This is a genomic window from Citrobacter sp. ABFQG, assembly GCF_004322975.1.
In the GTDB taxonomy this organism is placed as follows: Bacteria; Pseudomonadota; Gammaproteobacteria; order Enterobacterales; family Enterobacteriaceae; genus Citrobacter; species Citrobacter freundii.
The window spans coordinates 3159748-3186283 of sequence record NZ_CP036435.1 but is presented as its reverse complement, the minus strand read 5'-3'; the positions used below and the strand labels follow the sequence as shown (position 1 = coordinate 3186283).

22 protein-coding genes and 2 pseudogenes are annotated in these 26536 nt (G+C 50.4%); 6 read left to right on the top strand and 18 right to left on the bottom strand.

Features of this window, described 5'->3' with window-relative positions; genetic code table 11:
* Window positions 1-30: 30 nt before the first annotated feature.
* Complete coding sequence (locus WN16_RS15635) at window positions 31-1020, bottom strand: zinc-dependent alcohol dehydrogenase family protein (protein ID WP_103790855.1); 990 nt, start codon at window positions 1018-1020, stop codon at window positions 31-33.
* A gap of 98 nt (window positions 1021-1118) precedes the next feature.
* A complete protein-coding gene (locus WN16_RS15630; protein WP_044702317.1) occupies window positions 1119-2039 on the bottom strand; it encodes a LysR family transcriptional regulator in 921 nt (306 codons plus the stop codon).
* A gap of 112 nt (window positions 2040-2151) precedes the next feature.
* On the opposite strand from WN16_RS15630, the gene WN16_RS15625 reads away from it, so the two are divergent.
* Window positions 2152-2769, top strand: coding sequence for a glutathione S-transferase family protein (locus tag WN16_RS15625; protein ID WP_044702315.1), 618 nt, complete (start codon window positions 2152-2154; stop codon window positions 2767-2769).
* Between the two features lie 69 nt (window positions 2770-2838).
* On the opposite strand, the pseudogene WN16_RS15620 reads toward WN16_RS15625, so the two are convergent.
* A pseudogene (locus WN16_RS15620) lies at window positions 2839-2952 on the bottom strand (glucarate transporter); the annotation flags it as partial.
* Window positions 2953-3241: 289 nt separating this feature from the next.
* Between WN16_RS15620 and pptA the strand changes: the two are divergent.
* A complete protein-coding gene (gene pptA, locus WN16_RS24575) occupies window positions 3242-3469 on the top strand; it encodes a tautomerase PptA (protein WP_044702368.1) in 228 nt (75 codons plus the stop codon).
* A gap of 28 nt (window positions 3470-3497) precedes the next feature.
* Here the strand turns inward: pptA and WN16_RS15600 are convergent, their stop codons facing one another.
* Window positions 3498-4070, bottom strand: a complete 573-nt coding sequence (locus WN16_RS15600; RefSeq protein WP_044702312.1) for a flavin reductase family protein — start codon at window positions 4068-4070, stop codon at window positions 3498-3500.
* Between the two features lie 157 nt (window positions 4071-4227).
* On the opposite strand from WN16_RS15600, the gene nhoA reads away from it, so the two are divergent.
* On the top strand, window positions 4228-5073 hold the full coding sequence (nhoA, locus tag WN16_RS15595; RefSeq protein ID WP_003843702.1) for an N-hydroxyarylamine O-acetyltransferase: 846 nt from the start codon (window positions 4228-4230) through the stop codon (window positions 5071-5073).
* Between the two features lie 44 nt (window positions 5074-5117).
* A pseudogene (locus WN16_RS24570) lies at window positions 5118-5216 on the top strand (hypothetical protein); the annotation flags it as partial.
* A gap of 37 nt (window positions 5217-5253) precedes the next feature.
* Here WN16_RS24570 and WN16_RS15590 read toward each other — a convergent pair.
* The 11 genes from WN16_RS15590 to WN16_RS15540 all read right to left on the bottom strand — a co-directional run bounded on the left by WN16_RS15590 (window position 5254) and on the right by WN16_RS15540 (window position 18638).
* Window positions 5254-5667, bottom strand: a complete 414-nt coding sequence (locus WN16_RS15590) for a hypothetical protein (RefSeq protein WP_032935715.1) — start codon at window positions 5665-5667, stop codon at window positions 5254-5256.
* A complete protein-coding gene (locus WN16_RS15585) occupies window positions 5645-6775 on the bottom strand; it encodes a hypothetical protein (protein ID WP_242670824.1) in 1131 nt (376 codons plus the stop codon). Before WN16_RS15585 ends, WN16_RS15590 begins: the two co-directional genes overlap by 23 nt.
* A gap of 326 nt (window positions 6776-7101) precedes the next feature.
* A protein-coding gene (locus tag WN16_RS15580) for an IS1-like element IS1B family transposase (RefSeq protein ID WP_095033700.1) occupies window positions 7102-7799 on the bottom strand; the annotation gives its coding sequence in 2 pieces (ribosomal slippage) (window positions 7102-7550 and window positions 7550-7799; 699 coding nt in all).
* A gap of 50 nt (window positions 7800-7849) precedes the next feature.
* Entirely contained in the window at window positions 7850-8212 is a 363-nt protein-coding gene (locus WN16_RS15575; RefSeq protein ID WP_242670818.1) for a hypothetical protein, read from the bottom strand.
* A gap of 555 nt (window positions 8213-8767) precedes the next feature.
* Window positions 8768-9661 (bottom strand): PhzF family isomerase, encoded by an 894-nt coding sequence (locus WN16_RS15570; RefSeq protein WP_044702414.1) that lies wholly within the window; start codon window positions 9659-9661, stop codon window positions 8768-8770.
* 98 nt (window positions 9662-9759) lie between these two features.
* Window positions 9760-10440: a respiratory nitrate reductase subunit gamma gene (narI, locus tag WN16_RS15565; RefSeq protein ID WP_044702415.1), complete on the bottom strand. Its 681-nt coding sequence runs from the start codon at window positions 10438-10440 to the stop codon at window positions 9760-9762.
* On the bottom strand, window positions 10437-11132 hold the full coding sequence (gene narW, locus WN16_RS15560) for a nitrate reductase molybdenum cofactor assembly chaperone (RefSeq protein ID WP_044702417.1): 696 nt from the start codon (window positions 11130-11132) through the stop codon (window positions 10437-10439). Before narW ends, narI begins: the two co-directional genes overlap by 4 nt.
* Window positions 11132-12676: a nitrate reductase subunit beta gene (narH, locus tag WN16_RS15555; RefSeq protein WP_003020103.1), complete on the bottom strand. Its 1545-nt coding sequence runs from the start codon at window positions 12674-12676 to the stop codon at window positions 11132-11134. Before narH ends, narW begins: the two co-directional genes overlap by 1 nt.
* On the bottom strand, window positions 12673-16413 hold the full coding sequence (locus WN16_RS15550; RefSeq protein WP_044702419.1) for a nitrate reductase subunit alpha: 3741 nt from the start codon (window positions 16411-16413) through the stop codon (window positions 12673-12675). The genes narH and WN16_RS15550 overlap by 4 nt, the downstream gene beginning before the upstream one ends.
* A gap of 49 nt (window positions 16414-16462) precedes the next feature.
* Entirely contained in the window at window positions 16463-17848 is a 1386-nt protein-coding gene (locus tag WN16_RS15545) for a NarK family nitrate/nitrite MFS transporter (RefSeq protein ID WP_003020098.1), read from the bottom strand.
* A 211-nt stretch (window positions 17849-18059) separates the two neighbouring features.
* Window positions 18060-18638 carry a TetR family transcriptional regulator gene (locus WN16_RS15540; protein ID WP_003843697.1) on the bottom strand — a complete coding sequence of 193 codons (579 nt, stop codon included), beginning with the start codon at window positions 18636-18638 and terminating at the stop codon, window positions 18060-18062.
* A 116-nt stretch (window positions 18639-18754) separates the two neighbouring features.
* On the opposite strand from WN16_RS15540, the gene WN16_RS15535 reads away from it, so the two are divergent.
* Complete coding sequence (locus WN16_RS15535; protein WP_003836218.1) at window positions 18755-20239, top strand: MFS transporter; 1485 nt, start codon at window positions 18755-18757, stop codon at window positions 20237-20239.
* 3 nt (window positions 20240-20242) lie between these two features.
* Here WN16_RS15535 and WN16_RS15530 read toward each other — a convergent pair whose 3' ends face one another.
* From WN16_RS15530 to yddG, 3 genes are all read right to left on the bottom strand, one after another.
* On the bottom strand, window positions 20243-20623 hold the full coding sequence (locus WN16_RS15530; RefSeq protein WP_085951544.1) for a GFA family protein: 381 nt from the start codon (window positions 20621-20623) through the stop codon (window positions 20243-20245).
* Between the two features lie 143 nt (window positions 20624-20766).
* On the bottom strand, window positions 20767-21849 hold the full coding sequence (ompD, locus tag WN16_RS15525) for a porin OmpD (protein ID WP_003836220.1): 1083 nt from the start codon (window positions 21847-21849) through the stop codon (window positions 20767-20769).
* Between the two features lie 461 nt (window positions 21850-22310).
* Window positions 22311-23192, bottom strand: a complete 882-nt coding sequence (gene yddG / locus WN16_RS15520) for an aromatic amino acid efflux DMT transporter YddG (RefSeq protein ID WP_003020082.1) — start codon at window positions 23190-23192, stop codon at window positions 22311-22313.
* Window positions 23193-23479: 287 nt separating this feature from the next.
* On the opposite strand from yddG, the gene fdnG reads away from it, so the two are divergent.
* Entirely contained in the window at window positions 23480-26527 is a 3048-nt protein-coding gene (gene fdnG / locus WN16_RS15515; RefSeq protein WP_088169047.1) for a formate dehydrogenase-N subunit alpha, read from the top strand.
* Window positions 26528-26536 lie beyond the last annotated feature (9 nt).

The following is a 26536-nucleotide window of genomic DNA, read 5'->3' as shown; positions in this document are numbered from 1 at the left end:
TTTGCGGCACAAGACTGTGCCGCACAAGGATTACAGGGTGACGACGATTTTGCCCACCTGACCGTTGGCTTCCATGTATTGATGTGCTTCAACGATATCATCAAAGGCAAAGGTTTTATCAATCAGCGGTTTGAGCTTGCCGGATTGCAGTCCTTCAAAGATAAACCGTTTTGCACGTGACAGTTTTTCCGGGTTCGTGGTGATTTCGAAAATCTCATAGCCGCGGAAGGTCAGATGACGACCGAGTATCTCAATTACCGGAATCGACAAATCACGCGCATCAAGAGAGCCATACTGGAAAAAGAGTCCGCCGGCAGGCATCACCTGGGCAATTTTTGCCACGCCAGGGCCACCGACCGGATCGAAGACCACGCGGGTACCTTTGCCGTCAGTGATCCGGTTAATCTCCGCCACCAGATCCTGCTCCTGGCTGGCGATAACCTCTGCCGCGCCAAGTTGCAGAAGCTGGGCACGTTTCTCACTGGTGCGCGTCATCGCAATCGGTTTTGCTCCCCGCATGTTAGCAATCTGAATTGCCGCCAGTCCGACGCTGCTGGAAGCAGCATTGATCAGCACGTTATCACCAGGCTTAATATCCGCATATTCAACCAGCGCACCGAAAGCGGTCACATACATCATCCAGCTCGCCGCGGCTTCCTCGAAGCTAAGATTCTCAGGATGTTTGACGACAGCATGGGCTGGAGCATTGACGACTTCACCGTACATACCATACTCATGGAAGCTGAAAGCCGGGATGACGCTGACGCTATCGCCGGGCGCAAACTCACGCACGTTGTCTCCCACGGATTCAACAACGACAGAAGCCTCATAGCCCAGACGTGCCGGGAATTTGGGTTGGTAAATATACTGGCCGGTACGATACATAATTTCCGCACGGTTAATGCCGATTGCGCGTACGCGTATCTGAACTTCATCCGCACGCGGAGCCGAAACTGGCATATCCTGGATTGTCAGGACGTCAGCGTCGCCTGGTTGATTAAAAACCACGACCTTAGACATAGCAAACCTCTGTAAATTGTTCTGTATTGGGTCTGCACAATTTAACGGCTCAGATGAGGGTGAAAAACCGCCGTTGCGGAACTTCACTATTACTCAGATTATAATAATCCCTGTAGGCGCGATTTTTGCTCGGTAAAAAGCGCACACAGCCAGTCAATAAACACCCGAACGCGGGGGGCAAGATGGCGCCTGTCCGGGTAGAGCACGGAAACGGGTTTTGATTCCCCGGCATAATCGGCCAGCACCTCTACGAGCTGGCCCGACTGGATCCAGGGGGCCAGTACCGCGTGCACACCGTGGATGATACCGAGTCCGGATAAACAGCCTGTCAAAAGGATGTCGGAGTTATCAACGCTGATGTGACCTGTGGGGATAAACGACACGGTTTCACCCTCACGGACGAAGGACCATTCCAGTGCTTCACGATGACGTTCACTGAAAAAGTTAATTGCCTGATGTCGGGATAAATCCTCTGGCGTCTGCGGTACGCCGTGTTTTTGCAAATAATCCGGGGACGCGCATGTCACCATTTTTACCTCACCAAGCCGCCGTGAAATCAGAGAAGAGTCTTGTAACTCGCCAATGCGAATCATGCAGTCGATACCTTCGGCAAGCAGATCGATTCTGCGGTCGGTGGAGGTGAGGACAATCTCAATATCCGGGTAGCGCGACTGGAAATCGTTCAGGGCCGGGACTAATACCGAGTGAGCCAGCGACAGGGGGGCATTCACCCTAAGTTTTCCGCGCGGAGGGCGGGTGGGTGAGAAAGAAGCCATGATGTCATCAACGTCACTGAGCAGGATTTTTGTGCGTTGGTAAAAAGCGTCACCTTCTTCTGTCAGACTCACTTTACGAGTCGTGCGGTTAAGCAACTTTGCTCCAAGATCGTCTTCAAGATGTTGGATAGCTTTGGTCACTGCAGGGCGGTGCAGGTGTAACACGTCTGCTGCTCTGGCAAATCCACCTTGCTCAACAACCTGTACAAAAATGTTCATATATTCAAACATACTGGAACGCATGGCTTATTCTCCCCCGGTATTCGACCATTGTTATTATGAAAGTAATAATCACGTCTGCATAGGTTGCCGAATGCTGCTCTACACTTAGGGTTTTAACTTTGGGGATTGCAGCATGATTAAGGTCTATGGGGTACCGGGCTGGGGATCGGCCATCAGTGAAGTGATGCTCACACTGGCGGAGATCCCTTATCATTTTATTAATGTCGACGGTTTTGACAGTGACGGCCCTCAGCGGGAGTTGCTTAAGACGATGAATCCACTATGCCAGGTGCCCACGCTGGTACTGGAAAATGGCAGTGTGATGACGGAAACGGCGGCGATCGCGCTGATGATCCTCGATCGTCGCCCTGAACTTTCACCACCCGTTGGACACGCCGAACGTCAGCAGTTTCAGCGTCTGTTGATATGGCTGGTAGCAAATGTCTATCCCACGTTTACCTATGCCGACTATCCAGAACGCTGGGTACCGGACGCCCCGGCGCAGTTGAAAAAGAACTGCATTGAGTACCGTAAATCCCTCTATATGTGGCTGAACGATCAGCTAAACGCCGAGCCGTACGCATTCGGGGATCAGCTAACACTACTGGACGTATATATTGCCGTTATGCGCATCTGGGGACCAGGGCATGACTGGTTTCAGGACAACACGCCGAATATTAGCGCTATCGCTGATGCAGTTTGTCAGCATCCGAGGCTACGTACTGTACTGAAAAACAATAAGATTATTTGAATAAAAAAACGCTGTTCCGCAGGTGTGCAAATCCCGGAACAGCGGGCAAACTATCGCCATAAGGTTAAATTACGCGACAGAAGGGGTCAGCGTAATACGATCCAATGGACTCACGATAAACAGATAAGAAATCAGGCCAATCGGCCCCATCGAACCGACGTACAGAATGGCGTAATCAAAAGACTGGGGATTGTCACCCATGAGGGTGAGCAGGGCGCTAAATAGCCCGCAGCTGGTGCGCCCGAAGACCGCGGAAAAAGTGATGCAGGCGGTGGCAGACTATTTGCTGAAAAAAGGTTATCGTCGTCATGGTTTGCTATGGACCGCCGATCGCCGGGCTATTGGACAACGCGTCGCCTCGATCGTATCGAACAAACTCCACGTGAAGACGATATTATTGATGTCGGATTTCACCTGGTTGAACGAGAGTCCGCATAAGTTACCTGCATCCCAAAACAATAAGGAACCTGTCATGCCGCACGTTGATATCAAATGTTTTCCTCGCGATTTGAACGAAGAAGAGAAGGACGCGTTGGCGGCGGATATTACCGAAGTCATTATTCGTCATTTACAAAGCAAAGGGAGTTCAGTGAGCGTGGCGCTGAATGAAATTGAGCCCGAGGCGTGGCAGAGCGTGTGGGATGCGGAAATTGCGCCACAGATGACGAGGCTGATTAAAAAACCCGGCTACAGCATGTGAAAGAGAACGGGCGATTATTGCGCCCGTATTATTCAGCCGCAGTTATGCGTTTCCCGCTGGTGACAAACGTTCCGGCACCAAGATGATGCAGGGTATTGAGTTGGTCATCATCAAACTGCCAGCGTCCTTCCACGAAAGCTCGTTCATCAGCGGCAGCCGAGACCACTTCCCCAAACAGGGTGTCATATTTTTCCTGTGCTGCCGTTGCAGGCAGCAGACGACACTCCATCCAGGCCAGACATTTCGCTTCTATTAACGGTAATCCCAGCACCGGACCTTTTACCACCGGAATACCGTAGCAGTTAAATTTATCTTCCACGCGACCGGAAACGCTGCCCACCGCGTAAGTCCAGTTGGTAGCGGCCACGCCCGGAATAACAATACCGAACTTGCCGCTACGCTCAATCAGTTCACGCGACCAGGCGGTCTTATCAACAACAATTGCAATCCGCGGCGGTTCAAATTCCACCGGCATTGACCATGCCGCCGCCATCACATTGCGCCGCTCGGTATGCTCATCCCGGCTGGTGATCAGTATCGTAGGGCCGTGGTTAAGCAGCCGACTGGCATGTTTTAATTCGATTGAACGGAAATGGCTCATGGATGCTCCTGGGCTGAGAGATAATACACCACAATAGATATAGATATTAACGGTATTAGCGATTTTGTCGCCTCGTCTGGAGGAACAACGCACAAAATCGACGGCGTAAAATTAAAAATGCGTTATAAGTACTGCATTAATCGAACAGGAACTCCCTATGACGCCTTTTTTAACCGCTTATTTTGCCCGTATTGGCTGGTCAGATTCGGCCAGCGTCGACATTGAAACTTTAAAAGCGCTGCATTTACTGCACAACGGCGCGATTCCGTTTGAAAACCTGGATGTATTACTGCCAAGAGAGATGCAGCTTGACGATTTGTCGCTGGAAGAGAAGCTGGTGACGGCGCGTCGTGGCGGTTATTGCTTTGAACAGAATGGAGTGTTTGAGCGCGCGTTACGCGAAATCGGTTTTAACGTACGCAGCCTTCTCGGTCGTGTGGTACTGGCAAATCCGTCAAGTCTGCCGCCGCGCACGCATCGTCTGTTGCTGGTTGAATTACAGGGAGAGCAGTGGATCGCCGACGTTGGCTTCGGCGGGCAAACGCTGACGGCGCCGATTCGTCTGCAGGCCGACATTGAGCAGCAAACGCCACACGGCGAATATCGTCTGGTTCAGGAGGGGGACGATTGGATCCTGCAGTTCCGCCATCACGATCACTGGCAATCAATGTACCGTTTTGACCTGGTCGTGCAGCACCAGAGCGATTATCTGATGGGCAATTTCTGGTCCGCGCACTGGCCACAATCGCATTTTCGTCATCATTTGCTGATGTGTCGTCATCTTCCGGACGGCGGTAAGCTGACGTTGACCAATTTTCATTTCACCCGTTATCAGGATGGTCGTGCGGTAGAGCAGATTAATCTGCCCGATGTCGCCAGCCTGTATGCCTTGCTGCAGGAACAGTTTGGACTGGGCGTGGATGACGTGAAGCATGGGTTTACCGAAGATGAGCTGGCGACGGTCATGGCGGCGTTTGATACGCATCCAGAGGCGGGGAAATAGGGGTATCGGAAGTCATGCCGGATGCGGCGTTATCGCCTTATCCGGCAGACCCTAAAGTAAATCCGAATGTATTTGTAAGCGGGTTACTACCTGTTGCTACATATGGCTGGATTGTTGATCAAATTTATGGGGCATTGAAATAAAAAATAACAATCACTCCAATGGAGTCCCTTTAAATTATCATTCAAATAATGCGTGTAAAATAAATCCTATTAACATTGGTGGAATCGATATAATCCAAAGAAAACCCTCAATTCTAAATCCAATAGTTAATTTCATTGGTAAGGAATTAATGTAATTATATTGCTCTATTGTCATATCATGATTAGAGAACTTGTTATACGGCAATATTAATGAATCCATAATAAAACCAACTTTTGCATGGTATGACCCTGGTGTTAATATCAGGCTAGCTTCTTTTGCTAATCCTGCCATAATAGGCAATCTATTATACTTTTTAATATATAAATCAACAACCATAGCATAATATTTTTTATTTACCAATGAAATAATAACAATAAATAACATTCCAATCATGGAGAATGTTATTAAATATAAAATAAAGTTTGGATTATTTTTTAAATAATTGCTCATAAATTATATGTTCTCCGAATAATTCACCATAATGTTCAGCACTATCCTCGACAACTTTTGCGGTTCCTATACTTACGCCAACCCCCGTTACAAAGCATAAACTAGCACCTACGGCACCCACTTCCGTAGTTACTAGCCCAAGAACCCACATGCAGGCACCTCGCGCAGCTAAACCACTGGCCCAACCAACCCCCATACTCGTCCCCTGTTTAAAACCAAACTTACTATATTCAGTAATTGCAGCCTTTTTGCAAGCATCTTCACGGCCTCTGGAACAAGCGTCATATACATTTGCTGAATAACCAGCAAAATCTAAGCCAACACCAATGTATCCTACATTTTTCATTATTTTTATCAATTTGGAAGAATGCTCAATATAATTCGCATATCCTTCAATATTATCGACTCCAGATTGGTCCCACTTATGCATAACAGAAGATGTTGAGAGGCCCAGCGCTTTCTTTATACTGTTATATTCTTCTAAATTTAATTGTGATTTAGAGAACTTATTTAATACAATACCCAATCTTTTAAAAAGCCTCGATCTTTGTCCAAAAAACTCCTCTCCAGATATTTTTCCATTATTATGCGTGTAAGTTTTTTTGTATAGATCTTCAATTTCTTTTAATATGTCATTTATCTCTTCATAGTATCCTTTGCCTATTTCACTTATATATCCAAAACCATCCCCGGCCTTACCTAAATAATCTCCATAAAGCTGATATGAAAATGTATCTACGACGGCTCTGTTATCGTGTAAAAGTTTTGCTTCCTCTATAGTAAGAGGTTCAAGTGCTTTATCAATTTTATCTCGTGCTTTTTGCAGAGTCTGAATCTGCTTTTGATCTTGCTTTTCAGGATCAACAACAATCAATATAGAGCCTGGTTTTTTTTCCATTTCTGGATTTAGCTTACGGTATAACTCTTTTACTCCTGATGGCGGATTGACTATTAACTCACACTCATATTTCTTAGGTGATGTTTGATCTGGTACTACACAAAAACCAGGTTCTACCGTTTGTCTTGCTTCTGGGGGGCGCTGCTGCCGTACAGGTGGTGTATCAGGTATTGAATTACTGGTACTATTTACTGACTGAAAACTGGACAAAAGGTATTCATCATATCTGTATGTTATATTAAAATGCGGTGTAAACCTGCAATGACATTTGCATGAACCTCTGCTGTGTGCGGAACCTGCAAGGAGACATATTATTTCGGTTTCATAATCTGATAAATCTCGCCCCATCCTTGAGTAAATATCAAATAAATGTTTGGGAATCCTTGTTCGAAAACCTGTGCTAAAATTTGAAGTTAAGAATTTATTTTTCTTTTCTCCAGTAATGATTTTTTTCCGTCCAAGTATTATCCCTCCAGCCGTACCAATAAAATCATCGTGTTCAAATCTTTCATCGAAGTCTCGGTAATGACTCCAACTTATTGATAGTGTTTTATGTTCAGATAATGCCCGATGACTTTGTCATGCAGCTCCACCGATTTTGAGAACGACAGCGACTTCCGTCCCAGCCGTGCCAGGTGCTGCCTCAGATTCAGGTTATGCCGCTCAATTCGCTGCGTATATCGCTTGCTGATTACGTGCAGCTTTCCCTTCAGGCGGGATTCATACAGCGGCCAGCCATCCGTCATCCATATCACCACGTCAAAGGGTGACAGCAGGCTCATAAGACGCCCCAGCGTCGCCATAGTGCGTTCACCGAATACGTGCGCAACAACCGTCTTCCGGAGCCTGTCATACGCGTAAAACAGCCAGCGCTGGCGCGATTTAGCCCCGACGTATCCCCACTGTTCGTCCATTTCCGCGCAGACGATGACGTCACTGCCCGGCTGTATGCGCGAGGTTACCGACTGCGGCCTGAGTTTTTTAAATGGCGGAAAATCGTGTTGAGGCCAACGCCCATAATGCGGGCGGTTGCCCGGCATCCAACGCCATTCATGGCCATATCAATGATTTTCTGGTGCGTACCGGGTTGAGAAGCGGTGTAAGTGAACTGCAGTTGCCATGTTTTACGGCAGTGAGAGCAGAGATAGCGCTGATGTCCGGCGGTGCTTTTGCCGTTACGCACCACCCCGTCAGTAGCTGAACAGGAGGGACAGCTGATAGAAACAGAAGCCACTGGAGCACCTCAAAAACACCATCATACACTAAATCAGTAAGTTGGCAGCATCACCCGAAGTCTCTAAGTGAATCATGCGAGCGTCTATGTAAACCGGTTTCCTCTTGCATTTGTCTGAATATTTCTGAAGAAGGTGTTATTTTTCGACCTTCATGATCAATGTCGTTATCAAATGCACTTTTGAAGGTGTCTCTATATAAAATCCTGCTTGCTTCTATATGTGAGCCATTTGGTACGCCACCCTCAATTTGGTATCGTTGACCATCAAAACCACATATATACTCATCCCCCTCACATGCTATTTTTACTCCTCTAATACGAGGAAGGTCGGAATTTTCTAAAATATAACCACCACAACTTGTTCTATCTCCCGGAGATAATAAAAATCCTTTCTTAGCATCCCAGAAACTCATATGGCAAATCCTTATTTTAAATATCAAGACTAAAGAAAGTATGATATCAAACTATTTGTAATTTAATTATTGTGACTGCCATCGCAAATTATAAAAAAAAGCCTGAATCTTTTTTAAAATAATTCAGGCCTTTTATAACCAGTTTAATTGAAATTCATTAGATAAATGCCTCGTAAACTCTTTTTCTTTTCTATGATGAGATTAATCTCATTAAGCCCGTCATTTGACAGTGGAACCTGTAATGCCTTCTCCCATTTTAACGTGATTTCACGTTTCTCAATAATATAATCATATCTGTCATAATGTTTTTTTCGATGATTTTATTAGCATGTTGATTAACAATGTCTTTTTCATTCTCTGTGAAGTGGAGCGTTCCAGACAAGGTTTTAAATGTTCTCCTTATGTCGCGCATTGAGAATACAGATTCTAAATTCTTTTTCGCAAAAATATTTACTGGCTCTGCCCAATAAGAAGAACTTAAGCCTATGGTCGATTTTAAAGTTCGCTTTAGTTTGTCTGTTTTGATTGTAGGCCTTATCCGGCCTACGGGAACAATTAAAAATCTATCGCCCATTCGGCGTGAAACAGGATCACTGCCGAACCGGTAATGGTCACTTTTTCCGGCAGGTTTTCACGGATAGCCACCGTCACATCAACAATACCGTCACGCCCGAGCGCGCGGCCCTGATGTCCCTGAACACGTAGCGTTTTCCCGTCATGCGGCATCAACCCATGTTGAACCAGCCACGCGCCCATTGGACCGTTGGCATTGCCGGTAACCGGATCTTCCACAATACCAATAGCAGGCGAGAACATGCGGCCATCGGTGGCGTTTTCGCCCTTGCGAATTTGAAAAGGGAAGAAACCGTTACAGCCAATTTGCTGGCTGATAGCGGTCAGGGCAGGCAAATCCGGGGAAAGGGCGTCGAGGTCCACCTCAGACTTCAGCGCAATCATTACTTTAGAGTGTCCGGTGGTGGCTACCTGAATGGGTAATCCGGGCAGCATATCGTCTTCGCTCAGGTGCAGTGCATCGATTATCGCGGCACGTACAGCACCTTCCAGCGGAGCTTCGAATCCAGGTACGCCTTGTTCAAGGCTAATGCGATAGTCATTGTCACTCGCTTCAATATCGACCCGATGACGACCAGCGAGCGATGTTTGCCAGACGGTGCTGTTGCCCAGACCCAGCACCTTGGCGCGCACATAATGTGCGGCGACGGTAGCGTGTCCACAGATAGGAACTTCGACCGTCGGGGTGAAATAACGAATGCGAACATCGCTGTCGTCACTGGTCAGCAGGAATGCGGTTTCCGAATGACGTAGCTCGCGAGCAATAAGTTGCATCTGTGCTTCGCTTAATCCATCAGCATGCAACACCACTCCCGCTGAATTGCCGCGAAAGGGTACTGAAGTAAAGGCATCGACGTGATAAACCTGTGGTTTCATTAGCGTTCTCCCTGGGATGGAGAAGCATCATAACGTACAAAAAGCGGGATAGCGATCCAGGCCCGGTAAGCGCTAGCGCTACCGGGCAGCAGAGAAAATTAGCGGCGCGAACGCACTATCTGATAACGGCGGGTAAAGTACTCAAACGGCGCACTCCACACGTGGACCAGTCGGGTGAACGGGAACAGCAGGAAAATGGTCATCCCCAGAACCAGATGCACACGGAAAATCCACGCCACGCCATCCAGATGCGCAGACGCACCGCCCTGGAAGGTCACCACCGACTGCGCCCAACCGACCAGTTTTAGCATTTCACTGCCGTCAGGATGCTGTGCAGAGAACGGGATAGTGGTTAAACCTAGAATACATTGAATCAGCAGAACGCAGAGGATCAGAATATCGGCGGTCGAGGAGGTTGCGCGAATGCGCGGGTTAGTCAGCCGGCGCACCAGCAGGCCAGCGCCCCCCACCAGTGTGAGCACGCCACAAAGTCCGCCAGCAATCATCGCCATCTGCTGTTTTACCGCAATCGGCAGGAACCAGACATACATCCAGTGCGGCGTTAACATGCCAAACAGGTGCCCGAAAAAGATCCCCAGAATGCCGATGTGGAACAAGTTTGACCACAACACCATGCCGCGTTTGTCCAGCATCTGGCTGGAAGACGCGCGCCAGGTGTATTGGCCGTAGTCGTAGCGGAGCCAACTGCCGAGGATAAACACCGTACCGCACAGGTACGGATAGATATCGTAAAAAAAGACGTTCAGGTACTGTATCATTTCGGGCCTCCCGCGCTGACGTCGACATACTGAGGTGCCACGTCCTGGCTAAAGCGTCGTTGATAGTTTTGTAACGGTGAACTGTCACAGGCGGTGGCATTATCTTCGATAAACTTCACCTGTTCCTCTTCCCAGACTGCATCCAGCGCCTGTCGGGTATCGTCGCGCGTTTCCGCGCCAACTTGCTTAGTGACACTGTCACTCGAAAGAGGACTTCCGGCAAGCTGCAACAGGGCATCAAACAGTTGATACCACGGCGTATCGCGCTGTTTTAAGCGCCCGCCAAGCAACGCCAGAATCGGTGCGACGTTCTGCAGTCCTTCTTTGGCCTCCGCTTCCGGTAACACGCTTAAGTACTCAAGATATAAAGGCAGGTGATCCGGCAGTTCGCGACAGTTTAGCTGCAGCCCGACCTTTTCATACTGCGCCAACAAATCAACCATCGCCTGGCCCCGGTCACGGGACTCGGCGTGCACATGCTCAAACAGCAGCAGTGAGGTGGCCCGACCCCGGTCAAAGATTTCGCACCATTCGGCTTGTTTATCCAGTAACGGCTCATTGAGCAGCTCCTGGCTAAAATCACTCAGCGTGGGGGCATCGCTGGCCACAAGCGCCAGCGCGTCGTCTTTACACTCCCATAGCAGCTCGTCGGGGTACTCCATCAGCAGGCCGATAACCTTCAGGATTTGCATTATTCACCCTCCGCTTTATCGCGCACTTCGGTGATGTCGATGGCATCAATACGGCTGCTGTTGAACAGGTTGAATTTGGTGTCGGAACCATGACAACCGTCGCCGAAGGTAAAGCCGCAGCCGTTTTTCTCCGGGAAGGCATCACGCGCCATTTCGCGGTGACTGGTCGGGATCACGAAACGGTCTTCATAGTTGGCGATGGCCAGATAACGATACATCTCCTCGACCTGCTCAACGCTCAGACCCACTTCCTCAATCGCGCGGGTGTCCGTGACGCCTTCTACGGTTTGCGCACGCATATAGTGGCGCATGGCCATCATCCGTTTGAGCGCCCTCAGCACCGGACCGGTATCACCCGCACTGAGCATATTGGCGAGGTACTGAACCGGAATTCGCAGCGACTCAACCGCAGGCAAAATGTTGCCATTGTGCGGCAGTCCGCCCGCGTCGGCGACCGACTGAATCGGTGACAATGGCGGCACATACCAGACCATCGGCAGGGTGCGATACTCCGGGTGCAGCGGTAGCGCCAGCTTCCAGTCCATCGCCATTTTGTAAACCGGCGAGCGCTGAGCTGCTTCGATGACGTTGTGTGGAATACCTTGTTTTAGCGCCTCTTCAATCACCGCCGGATCGTTCGGGTTGAGGAACACATCGCACTGACGCTCGTAGAGATCGGTTTCATGCTCGGTGCTCGCTGCTTCCTCGATACGGTCGGCGTCGTACAGCAATACCCCGAGATAACGGATACGCCCAACGCAGGTTTCTGAACACACCGTCGGCTGGCCGGACTCAATACGCGGGTAGCAGAAAATGCACTTCTCTGACTTACCGCTCTTCCAGTTAAAGTAGATTTTTTTGTACGGACAGCCGCTGATGCACAAGCGCCAACCGCGACATTTGTCCTGGTCGATCAGCACAATGCCGTCTTCTTCACGCTTATAGATAGCACCGCTCGGGCAGGTGGCGACACAGCTTGGATTCAGACAGTGCTCGCACAGGCGCGGTAAATACATCATAAACGTGTTTTCGAACTGACCGTACATCTCCTTTTGCATCTTCTCGAAGTTACGGTCGCGGGCGCGTTTTGAAAATTCGCCGCCAAGCAGTTCTTCCCAGTTTGGACCCCAGATAATCTTGTCCATCCGTTTACCATCTATCAGCGAACGCGGACGCGCGGTGGGCTGATTCTTGCTCTCCGGCGCGCTATGCAGATGCTGATAATCGTAGGTAAACGGTTCATAGTAATCATCGATTTGCGGGATCACCGGGTTGGCGAAAATTTTGGTGATCACGCCCATCTTACCGCCCAGACGCGGTCTTATCTTGCCGTTGACATCGCGAACCCAGCCGCCTTGCCACTCTTCCTGATCTTCCCAGTTTTTCGGATAACCAATCCCCGGTTTAGTCTCGACGTTGTTAAACCACGCATATTCCATCCCTTCACGCCCGGTCCAGACGTTTTTACAGGTGACGGAGCAGGTGTGGCAGCCGATGCACTTATCCAGATTAAGAACCATGCCTACCTGTGAGCGTATTTTCATTTTTTCGCCTCCTGTACCTGATCGCGACCTTCATCATCCAGCCAGTTAATGTTTTTCATTTTTCTAATCATGATGAACTCATCGCGGTTAGAGCCGACCGTCCCGTAATAATTGAAGCTGTATGCCAGTTGCGCATAGCCGCCAATCATATGCGTGGGTTTCGGGCAGACGCGGGTGACCGAGTTATGGATCCCGCCACGCATCCCGGTGACTTCCGAGCCAGGGATATTCATGATTCGCTCCTGAGCGTGATACATCATGGTCATTCCCGGCGGCACGCGTTGACTCACCACTGCACGCGCGGTGAGCGCACCGTTGGCGTTGAAGGCTTCAATCCAGTCGTTATCCTCAATGCCCAGCTCTTTGGCATCGGTCTCGCTGATCCAGACAATTGGGCCGCCGCGCGAAAGCGTCAGCATCAGCAGGTTTTCACTGTAGGTAGAGTGGATCCCCCATTTCTGGTGCGGCGTCAGGAAGTTGAGGGCTTTTTCCGGGAAGCCGTTAGGCGGAACTTCGCGCATTTCACTGACGCTGCGAGTATCGATAGGCGGACGATACGCCACCAGGCTTTCACCGAACGCTCGCATCCACGCGTGATCCTGGTACAGCTGCTGGCGACCGGACAGGGTACGCCATGGGATCAACTCGTGGACGTTGGTATAGCCTGCGTTATAGGAGACATGTTCGCTTTCAAGGCCGGACCAGGTAGGGCTGGAGATGATTTTGCGTGGCTGCGCCTGGATATCGCGAAAACGGATCTTCTCGTCTTCTTTATTCAACGCCAGATGCGTATGGTCGCGTCCGGTCATCGCCCCCAGCGCTTCCCAGGCTTTCACCGCTACCTGACCGTTTGTTTCTGGCGCCAGGGCGAGGATCACCTCAGAGGCATCCAGCGCGGTGTCAATCAGCGGTCGGCCTTTTGCCGGGCCTTCGCGTTTGGTGTAGTTCAGCTTGCCGAGGAAATCGACTTCCGCCTGGGTATTCCACGCAATGCCTTTCCCACCGTTACCAAGCTTGTCCATGAGCGGACCGAGTGAAGTAAAACGTTCGTAGGTGGCGGGGTAGTCACGTTCCACAACGGCGATATTCGGTGCCGTTTTCCCCGGGAGGAGATCGCATTCGCCTTTGCGCCAGTCCAGAATGTCAAACGGCTGCGCCAGCTCTGCCGGAGAGTCGTGTTGCAGTGGTTGCAACACCACATCCGTTTCTTGTCCAAGGTGTCCGACACATACCTCGGAGAACACTTTGGCGATGCCTTTATAAATTTCCCAGTCACTCTTCGATTCCCATGCCGGGTCGACCGCCGCGGACAACGGGTGAATAAACGGATGCATATCCGAGGTGTTCATATCGTCTTTTTCATACCAGGTAGCGGTTGGCAAAACGATATCGGAGAACAAACAGGTGCTGGACATACGGAAATCGAGCGTGACCAGCAGATCGAGCTTGCCCTCTATCGCCGCGGACTGCCATTCAACCTCTTCAGGTTTAATACCCTCACTTGAACCGAGCGCTTCCCCCTGGATCCCGCTTTCGGTACCCAGTAAATACTTGAGCATGTATTCATGCCCTTTACCTGAGGAACCGAGCAGGTTAGAGCGCCAGACGAAGAGGTTGCGTGGGTGGTTTTTGCCGCTATCTGGCTGCTCGCAGGCAAAACGAATATCACCCGACTTCAGCGCTTGGGCAGTGTATTGCGCAGGAGATAACCCAGCTTGTTCTGCCTTCGCTTTGACGGTCAATGGGTTAAGGTTAAGCTGCGGCGCAGAGGGCAGCCAGCCCATTCGTTCAGCACGTACGTTAAAGTCAATCAAATGTCCGCTAAACTTCGACGCATCGGCCAGCGGAGAGAGGAGTTCTTGCGCGGTGAGTTTTTCATAACGCCACTGACTGGAGTGGTTGTAGAAAAACGAGGTGCTGTTCATCTGACGCGGTGGGCGGTTCCAGTCCAGGGCAAAGGCCAGCGGCAACCAACCGGTTTGCGGACGCAGTTTCTCCTGACCCACATAGTGCGCCCAGCCGCCGCCGCTTTGTCCCACGCAACCACAGAACACCAGGATGTTAATCATCCCGCGGTAGTTCATGTCCATGTGATACCAGTGGTTAACGCCAGCCCCGAGGATGATCATCGAACGGCCATGCGTTTTGTGCGCGGTATCGGCAAACTCACGGGCGATTTGTTCGATATGACGGCGTGGCACGCCGGTAATTTGCTCACCCCAGGCCGGGGTGTAGGCTTTTACTTCGCTGTAATCTTGTGCGCTATGAACATCATCCAGACCACGGTCGAGGCCGTAATTCGCCAGCACCAGATCATAGACGCTCACCACCGGGCAACGGCTACCGTCAGCGAGGGTAAGATATTTTACCGGTAGTTGACGGACCAGCACTGGTTCCTGTTTTACACTGCGAAAATGTGGGTTTTCGTTGCCGCCAAAATAGGGGAATGCCACGCCGGTCACGTCATCATGCTGACCAAGCAGCGAGAGGGAAAGTTCAGTTTCAGCGCCAGCCGCCAGGGGTTCCAGGTTCCATTTGCCTTTCTCGCCCCAGCGAAAACCGATGGATCCATTCGGGACAACCAGTTCACCTTCGCGGTTGAAAGCCACCGTTTTCCACTCTGGATTGTTGCTTTCGCCGAGACCATCAACAAGGTCTGAGGCGCGCATCATGCGTCCAGGCACGTAGCTGCCATCTTCGCGGGCATCCAGCAGCACCAGCATCGGCATATCGGTATAGCGACGACAGTAATTGAGGAAATAATCGCTGGGATTGTCGAGATGGAACTCTTTCAGGATGACGTGGCCCATCGCCATTGCCAGCGCGCTGTCTGTCCCTTGTTTCGGTGCCAGCCACTGGTCGCACAGTTTGGCGACTTCCGAGTAGTCTGGCGTAATGGCAATCGTCTTGGTGCCTTTGTAGCGTACTTCAGTAAAAAAGTGCGCGTCCGGGGTACGGGTCTGCGGCACGTTAGAGCCCCAGGCGATGATATAGCTGGAGTTATACCAGTCGGCGGATTCAGGAACGTCGGTCTGCTCGCCCCAGGTCATCGGTGACGCTGGCGGTAAGTCGCAGTACCAGTCATAGAAGCTCAGACAGGTTCCGCCCAGTAGCGAGAGATAACGCGTACCTGCGGCATAGGAGACCATCGACATTGCGGGGATGGGCGAGAATCCGGCCACACGATCCGGGCCGTAGGTTTTCACCGTCCAGACGTTGGCAGCAGCAATCAGTTGATTAAGTTCTTTCCAGTTGGAACGGATAAACCCACCGCGCCCGCGTACCTGCTTGTAGCTCCGGCATTTTTGCGGGTCGTTCATAATGGATTCCCAGGCCAGCACCGGATCGGGCTGGCGGGACAGGGCGTCGCGCCACAATTCGATTAAGCGTTTACGCACCAGTGGATATTTCAGGCGGTTAGCGCTGTAGAGATACCACGAGTAACTTGCGCCGCGTGGGCAGCCACGGGGCTCATGATTTGGCAGGTCAGGGCGGGTACGCGGGTAGTCGGTTTGCTGAGTTTCCCAGGTTACCAGCCCGTTTTTGACGTAGATTTTCCAGCTGCATGAGCCGGTACAGTTAACGCCGTGGGTAGAACGCACAATTTTATCGAACTGCCAGCGCTGACGATAGCTGTCTTCCCAGTCCCGGTTGGTGTGCATTACTTGCCCATGCCCCTCGGCAAACGTATCGCCCTTTTGTTTAAAGTAGCGAAAGCGGTCTAACAGTTTACTCATGACATAACTCCTGCTTCGAATAACGTTGCCTACACAGGCCAAAAGATGACTATTTTTTTTGTGATTTACGGCCGTAAACCAGCCAGGTCACCAGCACGCAGACGATGTAGAACACAAGGAATATTTTCATGGCGCCGACCGGAGATCCGGTCAGCGCCAGCGATGAACCAAACGCTTTCGGGATAAAGAAGCCCCCGACAGCGCCAATTGCGGAGATAAATCCCAGGGCGGCTGCGGTATCGGTTACCGCCTCACGCTGGGCCTGTTCTTCAGTACCACCGTGCAGCTTCACCCGGTAAATGGTGATTTTGCGAAAGATCACCGCAATCATCTGGAAGGTCGAACCACTGCCCAGACCCGCGGTCAGGAACAAGCCCATAAACACCAGGTAAAACGCGATAAAGCTTCCTTCGCCCGAGCCGGGCAAAGTGAGAAACAGCAGGGCGCTGAACAGTGCCATAAAGATGAAGTTAATTAAGGTGACCCGCACACCACCAAACTTGTCAGAGATAACACCGCCCGCCGATCGCGCAAGCGCACCGATGAAGGGCCCGAAGAACGCCAGTTGCAGAATATTCACGTCAGGGAACTGTGTTTTCGCCAGCATGGCAAAGCCTGCTGAAAAACCGATAAATGAACCGAAGGTGGCGAGATACAGCAGACTTAATAACCACAAATGAAAACGCTTGAGGACCGGTAGCTGGGAGGCAATTGAGGCCTTCGAACTGGCAATGTCGTTCATTCCTATGCCCGCTGCCACGGTCGCTATCAGCAGTAGCGGCACCCAAATCCATGCGGCATTGGCCAGTGACAGTAACGATCCGTCAGCTTGTGGTACGCCCTGCACGCCCAGGAAGGTAAAAATGGGGAGAAAGATCACCAGCGGCGCGATCAACTGCATCACGCTGACACCGAGGTTGCCGAGGCCACCGTTAATGCCTAGTGCGCTGCCTTGCTTCGCTTTGGGGAAGAAAAAACTGATATTGCCCATGCTGGAGGCAAAGTTAGCGCCAGCAAACCCACACATCAGCGCAATGATAATAAATACGCCAAACGGAGTAGCGGTATTTTGCACGGCAAAACCGAGCCAGACGCAGGGAATAACCAGAATGACGGTGCTAAAAATGGTCCAGCGGCGCCCCCCAAATATAGGTACCATAAAGGAGTAGGGAACGCGCAATATTGCACCAGAAAGAGAAGGTAATGCCGTTAATAAAAACAGTTGATCGGTGGTAAAATTAAAACCAATTTTATTCAGATTGACAGCAACAGCGCTGAACAACATCCAGACGCAAAACGCAAGCAGCAAGCAACTCACTGATATCCAGAGGTTTCTTCGGGCAATGTGCTTACCTTTGTTTTCCCAAAAGGCAGGATTTTCGGGTTTCCAGTCAGTTAAAAGATAACGATTATTTTTCTCATTTGATGCTGACATATTATTCTCCATGCACATGCCGTTCATGAAAAAGAAATAAACGCATACAGCGCCGCGCGAGTTCTTTTAGAAACTATTGAAAAGTTTTGGGAATATTGACTGAAAGAATAGATAAAAAAGCGCAATAACGCGGCGTGATGAGGGAATTACACGTTGCTTAAGTGTTACCAATTGTAAATATAAAAGATGTATTATTAATTCATCTATAACATCAATTAACTAACTCTAACGTAATCATACGATCCAGGTGGCGTTCGAATGCAGGATCGGCCATTTCCTCAATGCCTAATACATAGATGCCATCCAGACCGCATACCAACGCAATTAAACGCCACGCCACATCGGCAGCATCCGGGCCTGGAGAAAACTCACCGGCTTTCTGTCCCTGAGAGATGATAGCTGCGGTTTCTTCGTGCCACATCCGCATGGTCAGCAGGTAAGCGCTTTTGATTTCCGGATCTTTATCCGCCAGAACCTGCGCTTCACGCCATAGTTTTATATAGGGTTCGAACCCGCCATCTTCGCTGCCCAGCATGGCATGCAGCCGTTCACGGAAGCTGGCGTTTGCGCTGACCAGTTCGGCATCCAGAAGAGTACGGATCAGTTGCACAAAAGCGAGGGATTTTAACTCGCCGGCAGACGTAAAGTGATGATGCACCTGGCCGGTTGACACCTGAGCTTCCGTGGCAATACGCCGCACCGTCATGGCGGTAAATCCTTCCTCAAGCGCGACGCGCATTGCCGCCTGCAGAATCACTTCCCGACGTTCATCCCGATTTAGATAGCTCATCGTTCCTCCCATATCCGTTTAGCACGCAGTCTAACAAAAAGTTGGACATACGTTCAAATTTCCGTAGGATCGCCGAACCTGGACGTGTGTCCAGTTTCAGTTTTGAAGGGAGTTTTATGTTTCGTCAGTGGTTAACGTTAGTGATTATTGTGCTGGTCTACATCCCTGTTGCGATTGATGCAACGGTGCTGCACGTTGCCGCGCCCACGCTGAGTATGACGCTGGGTGCCAGTGGTAACGAGCTGCTGTGGATCATTGATATTTATTCTCTGGTAATGGCCGGTATGGTGTTGCCCATGGGGGCGCTGGGCGATCGCATTGGCTTTAAACGCTTGCTGCTGTTAGGTGGAGGCTTGTTTGGTCTGGCATCGCTGGCGGCCGCTTTTGCTCATAGCGCCAGCTGGCTGATTGTCACCCGGGCCGTGTTGGCGATTGGCGCGGCGATGATTGTGCCGGCAACGCTTGCGGGGATTCGCGCCACTTTCGCTGAGCAACGGCATCGTAATATGGCGCTCGGCGTCTGGGCCGCGGTTGGCTCCGGCGGTGCGGCGTTTGGCCCACTGGTTGGCGGGATGCTACTGGAGCACTTCTACTGGGGATCAGTATTCTTAATTAATGTACCGATTGTCCTGGTGGTAATGGCCTTAACCGCACGCTTAGTGCCGCGCCAGGCTGGACGTCGCGATCAATCGTTAAATTTTGGTCATGCGATAATGCTGATTGTCGCCATTCTGCTGCTGGTATACAGCGCCAAAACCGCGCTGAAAGGGCATACGGCGACCGTTGCTATCGCTCTGACGCTGTTAACCGGCGCTTTGCTGTTGTGGCAGTTTGTCCGCATCCAGCTTGCGGCAGCCCGCCCGATGATTGATATGCGGTTGTTCACGCATCGCATCATTTTAAGTGGTGTCGTGATGGCGATGACCGCGATGATAACGCTGGTGGGTTTCGAGTTACTGATGGCTCAGGAGCTACAGTTTGTCCACGGCTTAACACCGTATCAGGCAGGGTTGTTCATGCTGCCGGTGATGCTGGCAAGTGGTTTCAGCGGACCGATTGCCGGTATGTTGGTTTCACGTCTGGGATTACGTTGTGTGGCAACGGCGGGCATGGCGCTGAGCGCTGTTAGCTTTTACGGCCTTGCGATGACGGATTTCAGTAGCCAACAGGTACAAGCCTGGATTTTGATGGCTTTGCTCGGCTTCAGCGCCGCCAGTGCGCTTCTGGCTTCAACAGCGGCTATCATGGCAGCAGCACCTGCGGAAAAAGCCGCGGCCGCGGGTGCCATCGAGACAATGGCTTATGAACTGGGAGCCGGACTTGGGATCGCTATCTTTGGTTTGCTGTTGAGCCGTAGCTTTTCTGCATCGATTCTGCCGCCAGCCGGACTTAATCCGCAGGAAATGGAACGTGCCTCATCGTCAATGGGGGAGGCGGTACAACTGGCGCACTCGCTCCCGTCGTCACTGAGTGAGGCATTGCTGACGGCTGCCAGAGAAGCGTTCACCTGGTCACATAGCGTGGCCTTAAGCAGCGCCGGCAGCATGCTTATCGTATTAGCGATAGGAATGTGGTTCAGTCTGGCAAAGGTACAACGTTAATAACTAGTGAGCTAAATGACAGGGGTAATCCATCTCTTCGACTTCTTTCCCACTCAGTCGAGCGTATTGCCCCGTCAATCTCCAGAACGCAGGCTGTGTTTCCGTATAGATTTCTGCTGCTAATATCAGGCGGCGGCGATCTACCTCATTAAGCTCCAGAAGTGTCCACGGAATAAAGTAGCGATCGCTGTCCGTCAACGTAAACCACAGTGGGCATCCGCAGCCGGAACAGAAGAACCGTTCACCACGATTTGAGGAAGGAAAGTGCGAAGGTTCTACCGATTCTGGTGACATCAGCGGGTGAGCGCTGGCTTCCAGATACATGGCGATGCCGCCAGACCATTTCTGACACAGCGTACAATGGCAGGCATAGACATCCAGCATTTCGACGTCGACGGTAAAATGACTCTGTCCGCAAAGACAACGACCAGTGAATGTCTGCACGGCATACTCCTTATGACCGAGTCTACATCAAGAGAAAAAGCCAGCCCTTGAAGGACTGGCTTTGTATTCTGACTACAACAAAATTAGAACTGGTAGTTCAGACCAACAGCCACGATGTTGTCAGTTGACACTTTCGCTGCATTGGTGAAGTTGTTGTCATCCAGCAGGTTGATTTTGTAATCAACGAAGGTGGACATGTTTTTGTTGAAGTAGTAAGTAGCACCCAGGTCTACGTATTCAACCAGATCCTGGTCGCCGTAACCGTTGATGTCTTTACCTTTGGATTTCAGGTAAGCAACGGACGGACGCAGACCGAAGTCGAACTGGTACTGAGCAACTACTTCAAAGTTTTGTGCTTTATCTGCAATACCAGTAACACCGGAGCCACCATAGGTGGTCATGTTGCGGGTTTCAGAGTAGGTGGTTGCCAGGTAGATGTTGTTCGCATCATATTTCAGACCAGCGGCCCATACTTCAGCGTTTTTACCGGAAGCCATGAAACCGCCGTTACCGACAGACTGTTTGTCGGTACGGTCAGATTTCGCATAGGTAGCACCTACGCCAAAGCCTTCATACTCATAAGTGGTAGACAGACCGAAGCCGTCACCGTTAGCTTCTTTCAGGTTGTCACGGTCATTTTTGCCCTGGTACTGAGCAGCAAAGTTCAGACCTTCAACCAGACCGAAGAAGTCGGTGTTACGGTAGGTTGCAACGCCAGTAGTACGGCCAGTCATGAATACGTCAGTCTGGGTCCAGGTATCACCACCGAACTCAGGCAGGACGTCGGTCCATGCGCCGATGTCGTAGGCCACGCCGTAGTTACGACCGTAGTCGAAAGAACCGTATTCAGCGAATTTCAGACCAGCGAATGCCAGACGAGTTTTGTCTGCTTCAGAGCCCTGGGATTCAGAACGGTTGCCTTTGAATTCATATTCCCACTGACCAAAACCAACCAGCTGGTCATTGATCTGAGTTTCACCTTTGAAGCCCAGACGCGCGTAGGTTTTGTCGCCATCGCTGCCGTTGTCGTCAGAGAAGTAGTGCTGAGCGTGAACTTTTCCGTAGATATCCAGTTTGTTTGCGTCTTTGTTATATACCTCAGCTGCGTTTACCGCACCTGCCGCCAACAGGCTAGTCACTGCCACTGCAACTAATTTAAGTTTCATTCTAAATAATCCTTATAATTTTTTCTTGGTGTGTTTCCTAAACCATTGCTAAACGAAGGGGTTCGTCAATGGCAAACTATTTTTAAATGACGCAGTGGTATAAGTTCAATAATAAGTTTCATAATATTGCGAAATATTTGAAGTTGTGTGATCCAGATCTACATAACATGGTTGATTGTATTAATCTTTATATGTGACAAATCTGAATGGGTATATTTACGTAGGGGACTATTATCAGGGCTATGATTTAAATGGCGTTAGTTCCGCATGTGTAATATATGCATATGAATGGATATAGATAACCGCATAATATTTTCGTGTGTTAACTAATTACCATATATTTAACATTTAATTAAACAAATGAAAACATAAATCGCAAGTGGAATGAACAATTATTATTCATCAATTTGTCTAAAGTATAGCCGGGTTTTATTTGTTTGTGATAAAACCCGGTTTTTTTTTCAGGCGCGGCGCGTTGCTAGCCAACAAAGTAGTGAACCCGCGCAGACCATCAGTGCGCCCTGCCAGAAAGATAGCGAAAGCGGTGCACTGAGTAACACAGCAGCCAGTGCAGAAGAGAGCACAGGGGTAAAATAGGATCCTACGGCCATGATGGTCACGTTGCCATGCAAAATGCCAATATTCCACGCCGCATAGGCAAATCCTAACGTTAATGCCGCTGAGAACATTTTAATAGTCACCGAAGTGCTGAAAATCATTTCTGGTTGCGGAGTCATAAAATAGTAAATCCACAAACTTGCGGCTGTTAGTAAAACGAACACGGTGATGCCGTTAAAGCCTTTTGCATATTTATTGGTCACCGTGCAATACGTTGCCCAGATAAAAGCGCCGAGAAAGGCGAGAAAATAGCTCAGCGGACTGCTGGCAACATTGCTGATAATTTCATCAAGGTTAAGACCGTTTTCACCACCCAATACCCAACAAACCCCGGTCAATGCGATAATTAATCCAGGGATTACCAACCAGGTTGTTTTTTGACCATTAAATAAAATAGCAAACAATATTGTCAAACTTGGCCAGAGATAATTTACCATACCGACTTCAATAGCCTGGTGACGAGTAGCCGCATAACCGAGAGCCAGCGCTAAACATATTTCATAGGTAACAAAAAGCACGCTACCAGCGATTAAATAACGCACAGGAATTTTTCTGATATTCGGAAAGCCGACGGTAAATATCAGCAACAGACCACTTAACGAAAAAATCATTGCTGCGCCGCCCGCAGGACCCAGTCCTTCACTTACCCCACGCATGAGTCCGACCATCGTGCTCCAGAGCACGATGGCAATGAGCCCAATTAACGTTGCCTTTTGTTTTGTCATTCTGATTGTCTGTCCATGGTACTGGCAAAAATTTAAGCTGAAATTTATAGCACTTTTATACCGTAGCGCGCTAATTAATTGCCTTTCCCATACTCCCTTATGGGTACAAGAGTTAAACAAAGTGCACTATTTAGTAGCGGAACCGTTTCGTTATTGATTTGACGCAAAAAAAATATGGATATAGCTGATAGTTTCGTCGCGAAGTTGTACATGGCATCTTTCAGACTGCCGCGCTGGCGCAATTTGAGAGATTTCCTGTACGAACCCCTGCAAAAAAGAGGAAAGCAATGGACGTCAGCCGCAGACAATTTTTTAAAATCTGCGCGGGCGGTATGGCGGGAACAACAGTGGCCGCTTTGGGTTTTGCACCCAAAATGGCACTGGCTCAGGCGCGAAACTATAAGCTGTTACGCGCCAAAGAGATCCGAAACACCTGCACATACTGTTCCGTAGGTTGCGGGCTATTAATGTATAGCCTGGGAGATGGAGCAAAAAACGCCAAAGAGTCGATTTACCATATTGAAGGGGATCCGGATCATCCGGTGAGCCGCGGGGCATTATGTCCTAAGGGCGCTGGATTACTGGATTACGTGCACAGTGAAAACCGTCTGCGTTACCCGGAATATCGCGCCCCTGGTTCCGACAAATGGCAGCGTATCAGCTGGGATGAAGCATTCACCCGTATCGCGAAGCTGATGAAAACTGACCGTGACGCCAACTTTATTGAGAAGAATGAGCAGGGCGTAACGGTAAACCGCTGGCTTTCAACCGGGATGCTGTGTGCATCTGCGGCAAGTAATGAAACCGGTATGCTGACGCAAAAATTTGTGCGCTCACTCGGCATGCTGGCAGTAGACAACCAGGCGCGCGTCTGACACGGACCAACGGTAGCAAGTCTTGCTCCAACATTTGGTCGCGGTGCGATGACCAACCACTGGGTTGATATTAAAAATGCTAACGTCGTGATGGTGATGGGCGGTAACGCCGCTGAAGCACATCCGGTGGGATTCCGCTGGGCGATGGAAGCAAAAAACAACAATGATGCCACGCTGATTGTTGTTGACCCTCGTTTTACACGTACAGCTTCGGTGGCGGATATCTATGCGCCAATTCGTTCCGGCACGGACATTACGTTCCTGTCCGGCGTCTTGCTGTACCTGATTGAAAACAACAAAATCAACGCTGAATACGTTAAGCATTACACCAACGCCAGCCTGCTGGTGCGGGATGACTTTGCTTTCGAAGACGGTCTGTTCAGCGGTTATGACGCAAACAAACGCCAATATGATAAATCGTCCTGGAACTACCAGTTCGATGAAAATGGCTACGCGAAACGCGATGAAACGTTAAGCCATCCTCGCTGTGTCTGGAACCTGCTAAAACAGCACGTTTCCCGCTACACGCCGGATGTGGTGGAAAACATTTGTGGTACGCCGAAAGAAGACTTCCTGAAAGTCTGCGAAGTGCTGGCTTCCACCAGCGCAGCCGATCGCACCACCACGTTCCTGTATGCGTTGGGTTGGACTCAGCATACCGTCGGGGCACAGAACATCCGCACCATGGCGATGATCCAGTTGCTGCTCGGCAACATGGGGATGGCAGGTGGCGGTGTCAACGCCTTACGCGGTCACTCCAACATTCAGGGGTTAACCGATTTAGGTCTGCTCTCTACCAGCCTGCCGGGCTACCTGACGCTGCCGTCAGAGAAACAGACAGATCTGCAAACCTATCTGGCCGCGAACACGCCAAAAGCGACATTGGCCGATCAGGTTAACTACTGGGGCAACTATCCGAAGTTCTTCGTCAGCTTGATGAAATCTTTCTACGGCAATGCTGCACAGAAAGAAAACGACTGGGGCTTTGAGTGGCTGCCGAAGTGGGATCAGTCCTACGACGTCATCAAATACTTCAACATGATGGATAGCGGAAAAGTCACCGGCTACATCTGTCAGGGCTTTAACCCTGTTGCGTCCTTCCCGGACAAAAACAAAGTGGTGCAGAGCCTCAGCAAACTGAAGTATCTGGTGGTTATCGATCCGCTGGTGACCGAGACCTCAACGTTCTGGCAGAACCACGGTGAGTCAAACGACGTTGATCCTGCGTCGATTCAGACCGAAGTCTTCCGTTTGCCTTCTACCTGCTTTGCGGAAGAGGACGGCTCCATCGCCAACTCCGGCCGTTGGCTGCAGTGGCACTGGAAAGGTCAGGACGCACCGGGCGAAGCTCGCAACGACGGCGAAATTCTGGCCGGTATTTACCACCGCCTGCGAGAAATGTATCGCACTGAAGGCGGTAAAGCTGTAGAACCCGTTCTGAAAATGAGCTGGAACTATAAGCAGCCGGACGAACCGCACTCAGAGGAAGTGGCGAAAGAGAACAACGGCTATGCGCTGGAAGATCTCTATGATGCCAACGGTGTACTGGTTGCGAAGAAAGGTCAGTTGCTCAACAGCTTTGCGTTGCTGCGCGATGATGGTTCTACGTCATCATCCTGCTGGATTTATACCGGTAGCTGGACCGAGCAGGGCAACCAGATGGCCAATCGCGATAACGCTGATCCGTCAGGTCTGGGTAATACGTTGGGCTGGGCCTGGGCATGGCCGCTGAACCGTCGCGTGCTGTATAACCGCGCTTCGGCGGATCCACAGGGTAAACCGTGGGATCCAAAACGCATGCTTATCCAGTGGAACGGTACGAAGTGGACGGGTAACGATATCCCGGACTTCAATACCGCGGCACCGGGCAGTGGCACCAATCCATTTATCATGCAGCCGGAAGGGCTGGGGCGTCTGTTTGCTATCGATAAGATGGCGGAAGGTCCGTTCCCGGAACACTACGAGCCGATGGAAACGCCGCTGGGTACTAACCCGCTGCACCCGAATGTGATCTCCAACCCGGCAGCGCGTCTGTACGAGGCGGATAAACTCCGTATGGGCACGAAACAGGACTTCCCGTACGTCGGGACGACCTATCGTCTGACCGAACATTTCCATACCTGGACCAAGCACGCATTGCTGAATGCGATTGCCCAGCCAGAGCAGTTTGTGGAAATCAGCGAAACGCTGGCGGCAGCGAAAGGGATCAACAACGGCGATCACGTGAAAGTTAGCAGTAAACGTGGATTTATTCGCGCAGTTGCCGTGGTGACCCGTCGTCTGCGTACCCTGAACGTCAACGGTCAGCAGGTTGAAACGGTTGGGATCCCAATCCACTGGGGCTTTGAAGGAGTCGCGCGTAAAGGCTTTATCGCCAACACCCTGACGCCGAATGTCGGTGATGCAAACTCGCAAACGCCGGAATACAAAGCGTTTTTAGTTAACATCGAGAAGGCGTAAGGGAGGCGA